The sequence below is a fragment of the Gordonibacter pamelaeae 7-10-1-b genome (assembly GCF_000210055.1).
Lineage (GTDB): Bacteria > Actinomycetota > Coriobacteriia > Coriobacteriales > Eggerthellaceae > Gordonibacter > Gordonibacter pamelaeae.
Genome location: NC_021021.1, coordinates 1,195,364 through 1,201,406 on the forward strand (window position 1 = coordinate 1,195,364; position 6,043 = coordinate 1,201,406).

Annotated in this window: 4 protein-coding genes, 1 tRNA gene and 1 pseudogene; 1 reads left to right on the plus strand and 5 read right to left on the minus strand. The window is 65.8% G+C overall.

Annotated elements, in window-relative coordinates; genetic code table 11:
* Window positions 1-2 precede the first annotated feature (2 nt).
* On the minus strand, window positions 3-2,102 hold the full coding sequence (locus GPA_RS05550; RefSeq protein ID WP_231847581.1) for a DUF2207 domain-containing protein: 2,100 nt from the start codon (window positions 2,100-2,102) through the stop codon (window positions 3-5).
* A 64-nt stretch (window positions 2,103-2,166) separates the two neighbouring features.
* On the opposite strand from GPA_RS05550, the gene GPA_RS05555 reads away from it, so the two are divergent.
* Window positions 2,167-2,257: transfer RNA gene (locus GPA_RS05555), tRNA-Ser, on the plus strand.
* Between the two features lie 64 nt (window positions 2,258-2,321).
* On the opposite strand, the gene GPA_RS05560 is transcribed toward GPA_RS05555, so the two are convergent.
* From GPA_RS05560 to GPA_RS05575, 4 genes and pseudogenes are all read right to left on the minus strand, one after another.
* Window positions 2,322-2,699: a hypothetical protein gene (locus tag GPA_RS05560; protein ID WP_015539224.1), complete on the minus strand. Its 378-nt coding sequence runs from the start codon at window positions 2,697-2,699 to the stop codon at window positions 2,322-2,324.
* Window positions 2,700-2,747: 48 nt separating this feature from the next.
* The gene (locus GPA_RS05565; RefSeq protein WP_049784027.1) at window positions 2,748-4,817 is read right to left on the minus strand and encodes an ATP-binding protein; all 2,070 of its coding nucleotides are present in this window, start codon (window positions 4,815-4,817) and stop codon (window positions 2,748-2,750) included.
* Window positions 4,818-4,998: 181 nt separating this feature from the next.
* On the minus strand, window positions 4,999-5,553 hold the full coding sequence (locus GPA_RS05570) for a LemA family protein (RefSeq protein ID WP_015539226.1): 555 nt from the start codon (window positions 5,551-5,553) through the stop codon (window positions 4,999-5,001).
* Between the two features lie 203 nt (window positions 5,554-5,756).
* Window positions 5,757-6,043 (minus strand): annotated as a pseudogene (locus GPA_RS05575) (4-(cytidine 5'-diphospho)-2-C-methyl-D-erythritol kinase); the annotation flags it as partial.

The window sequence follows — 6,043 nt, forward strand, 5'->3', positions numbered from 1 at the left end:
CGCTACCGGGCGCCGCCGCCTCCGCCGAAGCCGCCGCCTCCGCCGCCGGAGAAACCGCCGCCGAAGCCGCCGCCGCTGGAGAAGTTGCCGCTCGCGCCCGAGATAGCAGCCTGAGCCGTGCTCACGGTGTTCGAAACGGCCGTGTGCAGCAGATCGCCCGCTGCCGGCATGACCGCGCCGCCGGCGCCGTGGGTGGGCGCGTACCAGAACCACCAGGGCACGTAACCGTAGCCGTACGCCGTGCCGGCCGCGGGCTCGAACAGCTCGGGCACGCTTGTCTGCAGCTCGTGCATGACCTGCTTCGCAATGCCGAACACGTAGGCGTACACCATGAACTCGCCCCACACCTTGACGTCGGTGGGCGGGCGCTCATCGAGCGACGAGAAGTCGCGCAGCCAGTTGCGCAGCGCCTTGCACTTCGCCACCAGGTTGTTGCCCTCCACGCTGCGCCGCGGCATGTAGTTGCCGATCACGCCCAGCGCAATGGCCGTGGGCAGCATGAAGATGAGCGGGATGAAGTTGTCCATGACCAGCCCGATACCCAGACCAGCCACTCCCACCAGAATGGCGAGCGTGACGAGATACCCCTGGTAGCGCTTGCCCTTGACCTCGAAGAAGTCCCAGCGGTTCGTCTCGGCCGACACGATGCCCTGCCAGCTCTTCATGGCATCCAGGAACTCCTCGGGGTGGTCCTTGCCGTACTGCTCGATGGTGCCGAACCACAGCGAGTCGCCCCCGGCGGCAATGGTGCCGAACAGGAGGTCGAGCGCCTGACGATCGATGGGGTTCTCCACCGCGTCGGCCACGGCGGGCACGCGCGTGAGGTAGTAGTCCTCCGCCGTCTCCGTGCGGCCGAAGGACTTCTGGTCCTGATAGGTGCCGCGGTCGATGCGGATGGCGCCGCTGTGCGACAGGTGCATGAGCGTAGCCGTGAAGTCGTCCTGGCTCTCGCGATCCCAGCGCCACAGGCGGCCGATCACGGCCGGGTGCACGCGCGGATCGGGAACGTCGCGCCAGTACTCGTCGGTGAAGCTCGGGGCGTGCTCCTTGCCGTAGCGGAAGTAGGACCACAGCGCCCAGGCGATGAGCAGCACACACAGAACACCGCAGCCGATGACGAAGGCCAGCGACTGCATGCGGTTGCGGTTGGCCTGGTCGGCCCAGTCCTCCTCCTCGGCCAGCACCTTGTCGAGACGCGCCTCGTCCGCATGGAGCTTCGCCGCATCGGGCGAGAGGTTCGTAAGCCATGTCACGGGGAACACCACGCGCGCCTCGGCGTACTGGCCGGCGTTCACCTTCGGCACCGTGTACGCGACGCTGCCGTCCGCGTTGATGGCCAGCGACCCGTCAAGCGGGCCATGGCCCCACGCGCGCACGTTCTCGCCGGGCTCCACCGCCACGCCCTGCGGCACCGGCAGCGCCAGCGTCATGGTGACGTCGGCGGACGATTCCTCCCACTGGTCGCCCACGTACTTCCAGTTCACTTCGGCCACGTCCTTGTAGGCCTGCACGCCGTTCACCACGGTGTAGTCCAGCTCGATGACCGCCTTCTCATCCGAGACGTCGAAGAAGGCGTACACCGTGTTCATCGGCGCATCGACCGAATACGCATCCGTTCCAGGGCCGCCCGCATCGCGCCAGCCCAGCACGAACGGCACGCTGGGCAGCGTCTCCCACTCGCCCACCACGTTGCCGTCCCCGTCCACGCGCGCCATGCGCATGGAGTTCACCTTCAGCTCCGCGTTCGAAGGCAGCCCCTCGAACGTCCACCACACCGCCGTGAAGTAGCCGTTGAAGTCAAACGTGCGCTGCTCCACCGCATGCAGCGACCCGTCCGTCTCGGCTTGCGCCGTTATGTCGACCTTCGTCATGTCGTAGGACTTCGCGAACGCCTCGCCCGGCGCGACGGCCAGCAGCGCGACGGCGGCCAGGACGAGCGCGGCCGCCAGCAGTGCGAGACGCGCCGCAACAGGACGGCGCACGGCCCGGGCGTCGGCAACGGCGGGGCCCACAGGACGTGCAGGGGCGGCTGTTGCAGCGGGGTTTAGGGCGGCTATTGCAGTGCGCACCCCGTTATTATGAGGATCACTCGTGGTTTGCACGGTTAATCTCCTTGCAAGTTCGAGATGGTCACGGTATCATAGCGAATCGCACCTATTATAGCGCGGAGAAGTGACCGAGAGGCCGAAGGTGCTCGCCTGCTAAGTGAGTATACCCCACAAGGGTATCCAGGGTTCGAATCCCTGCTTCTCCGCCACCGAAGCACTTTCCGCATCCCCGCTCGGGGATGCTTTCTTTTCCGGCAGCTTTGCACGGATTCCCTACCGCTTCCACGGCGGCGTGAACGGGCGCCGCGGATGGTCGTCCGGGCGCGTCGTCCGCACGGGCTTCTGCTTCCAGCCGGGGTGATTGCGCACGAAGACGGCGCGGCAGATGCGCGTAACGCCCAGGCCGATGAGCGCGGCCACGAGGAAGCTCAAGCCCAAGTCCAGGATGAGGGCATTGCCGTCAAGCAGCGCGTACAGGCTTATGAGCAGGAACGCGACCAAGAGAATCCCCGTCAGCCACGTGAACAGCTTGATGAGTATCTCCTTGCCGCGGTTCGGCGAGTAGCGCCATGCGGCCACCAGGTACACGATGCCCGCGATAACGGCCAACACGATGAGCAGCGGCACGATACGCGAAAGCCTTGCTACCATCGGTCCACTCCCTTCGACGCCGTTCCCGCCAACGTTCCTTTGCCACCATCATACCAAAGACAAGGCGGGCTCCGCCGACTCGTTTGCCTCATGCTGCCCATCCGATTCGCTGCGGGCCGGCAGGCGCAGATCCATCACGTCGCATACGTCGGCGAAGCCGAAAGGCTTCACCAGATAGTCGTCCATGCCGGCATCGAACGCACGGCGACGGTCCTCCACGTACGCGTTCGCCGTCATGGCCACGATAACGAGCTGAGTCCGCCCCTCGCGACGGCAGGCGTCCCGCAGGGTGCGCGAAGCCTCCAAGCCGTCCATGTTCGGCATCTCCACGTCCATGAACACGAGGTCGAACCAGCCGTCGGGTGCCTGCAGCACCGTCTCTACCGCCTCGGCGCCATCGTGCGCCCAGACGACCTCGGCATGCGTGCGGCCCACGATGTCGCAGGCTATCTCGGCGTTGATCTCATCGTCTTCCGCCACCAGCACGCGCACGCCCGAGAAATCCACGCGCTTTGGCAGCGTGGGCGCCGCGTCTTCGGCAGGCAGGGGTTTGGCGACATCGGCGTTCTCCAGGCAGAGCGGGAGGTCGACCGTGAACGTCGTGCCATGATGGCGCTCGCTCTTCACGGTGATGGTGCCGCCCATCTGGTCGACGATGCTTTTCGTGATGGACATGCCCAGCCCGGTTCCCTCGATACCGCGCGTCTCGCTGGTGCGCTCCCGCTCGAAGGGCTCGAAGATACGCCCCACGAACTCGGGCGTCATGCCTATGCCGTTGTCCTCGATCTCGAACCGGTACAGCGCGCAGCCGCACGCCCCTTCTCCACCGCAGGGCGTTTCGGGGAAGTCGACGCCGCGTCGGCACTCACCCAGCATCAGGGTCTCGTCGGCGCAGGGCGCCTGCTCGGGCGACACGCAACCCGCACGCTCCAACCGCACGCGCAGACGAACTTCCCCGCCGGGCTCGGTGTACTTCACGGCATTGCCGATTAGGTTCAGCAGCACCTGTCGCAAGCGCAGTGAATCGCCGCGCACGTAGACGCCGGAAACGTCGCCCGCCTCCATGCGGAACGCGAGCTGCTTCGTGCGCGCCTGCTGCTGGGCGATAACGTCGACCAGGGACACGAGCTCTTCCAGGCTGAACGTTTCGTCATTCAGCAGGAAGCGCCCGCTTTCGATCTTGCTCATCTCCAGAACATCGTTGATCAGGCTTATCAGGTGGTGTGACGAAAGCGTGATCTTCGACAGGCACTCCTCAACCCAGTCCGTCTCGCCCACATGGCGCTCGGCGATCTCCGTCAGCCCGACGATGGCCGAGCACGGCGTGCGTATGTCGTGCGACACGCTGGCAAGGAACTGAGACTTCGCCTGGCTGGCGTGGCGAGCCGTCTCGAGCGCTGCCTCGAGGTTCTTCTGGAGCCGGTCGCGCTCGGCGTTGCGGCGCTTGAGCGTAATCAGGAAGATGGCGAGCACGGCCAACACGCCCGCCATGAGCACGGTGGCATACAGCGCGGTTTCCGCACAGGCCTTGACCGCCAGCTCGAACAGGGCGCCGAACGATTGGTGCGAGCTCCCGATGATCTCGGAATTGCGTGCGAGCATCGCCCCGATCAGCGGGTCCACCTGCTCGCTGACCAGACGCTGCACCTCGGCGTCGGTGGCGGCAGGATCGCGGCACTCGTCGATGAGCTGCCGCTGCTCGGCTTTCAGCGTTTCATAGTCGGCCGAGAGCGCGGCCGCCTTCTCGGGGGACGACCGGCATTGGCTGGCAATGGTGGCCAGCGGATCCGCTATCGCCTGGTCGATGCTCGCGTACTCGTCCTCGACGGCATCCACGGCCTCCGGCGTCCTCACGTACACGAGTCGGTCCGACAGAGTGCGCAGCTGCACCAGGTTGGTTTCCACCTCGCCTGCGGCCACGGTCACCGGGTAGGGATGCGCGTTTATCTCATCGATGCGGCCGGAGATGGCGCTCATGTTCACCATCGTCACCGTATAGAACACGATCAGCAGCGCAACAAGGACGAGCGTCATTGCGAACGAAAGCATGCGGGTGTCGAGCGCCCGCGCGAGCCGATCGAGGCCGAGCATCCGATGGCAGCGGAAATCATGCGTCATACAACCACTTCCGACCTGTTGTCTCCGACAAGCGCGCCCCATGGGGTCAGGGCCCCTCGGGCGTACCCGTCCGCGCAACCGCGCCGTTCGACGTGGGCGCCGTCGACGTGGGCACGCGGACGAATCTTGACTAGAAAGGGAACGCCCGCCTCGTTGGTTCGGGCGGGCGCGATGATCGCTGTTAGAATTGGACCTTGGGGGCGACGTCCGCCCCGGCAGCGGCATCGAAGCTGTCGCGCTGCTTGAAGCCCATCATCCCGGCGAACAGCACCGCCGGGAACGTCTGGATGGCCGTGTTGAACTTCATGACCGTGTCGTTGTAGCTCTGGCGCATGTAGCTGATCTTGTCCTCCGTGTTGGACAGTTCGGCCTGGAGCTGCTGGAAGTTCGCATTGGCCTTGAGGTCGGGGTACGCCTCGGCTACGGCGAACAGGTTCTTCAGGGCGCCGGTGAGAATGCCGTCGGCCTGCATCTTACCCTCGGGCGTGGGCGCGTTCATCACAGCGGTGCGCGCCTGCGTGACCTCCTCGAGCGTCCCGCGCTCGTGCGAGGCGTAGCCCTTGACCGTCTCCACGAGGTTCGGGATGAGATCCAGGCGGCGCTGCAGCTGCACGTCGATCTGCGCCCAGGCGTTGTCCACCATGTTGCGCAGCTTCACCAGGTTGTTGTACAGGCCGATAACCGCAACGACCAGAACAACGACTATGACGAGGATGACGATCAGTGCGATGCTCATAAGCCCTCCTTTGCTATTACGTAACTGGGATTTTAACATCTCCCAGCGTGAGCGGACGATACAGATTGAATCTGTAACCCAGCAAGTTCTCCTTTAGCGCGCGTGCGGTCCTTGCCCCGTCGCCATATTGCGTCGGCGACGTCGGCGGGACGCGGCGAGGACCGGCGAAGCGGGTCTGATGACGCGATTCCCCGCGCCCGCCCTCAACGGGAGGGGACGGCGGCAGCGCGAGCACGGCCGAACATCGTGGCATGGGCCCACCAGCCGCGCATGCGGGCCTGGGCGGCAGCGCGGCCGGCAGCCTCGAACGTATCGCAAAGCGCGAACACGGCCGACCCGCTGCCCGACATGAGGGCCTGCCGCACCTCGGGACAGACCTCGGCCCATGCGCGCACGTCGGCCAGGGCGGGCAGCAGCGATTCGGACGCCGCTGCCAGGTTGTTGCAGAGGGGCACGTCCTGGGCGCTCGCGGCCGCAAGCGCCGCATCGC

Coding starts and splice junctions, on each gene's coding strand:
- GPA_RS05570 (WP_015539226.1), bottom strand. CDS start 5,553: ATGAGCATCGCACTGATCGTCATCCTCGTCATAGTCGTTGTTCTGGTC.
- GPA_RS05560 (WP_015539224.1), bottom strand. CDS start 2,699: ATGGTAGCAAGGCTTTCGCGTATCGTGCCGCTGCTCATCGTGTTGGCC.
- GPA_RS05565 (WP_049784027.1), bottom strand. CDS start 4,817: ATGACGCATGATTTCCGCTGCCATCGGATGCTCGGCCTCGATCGGCTC.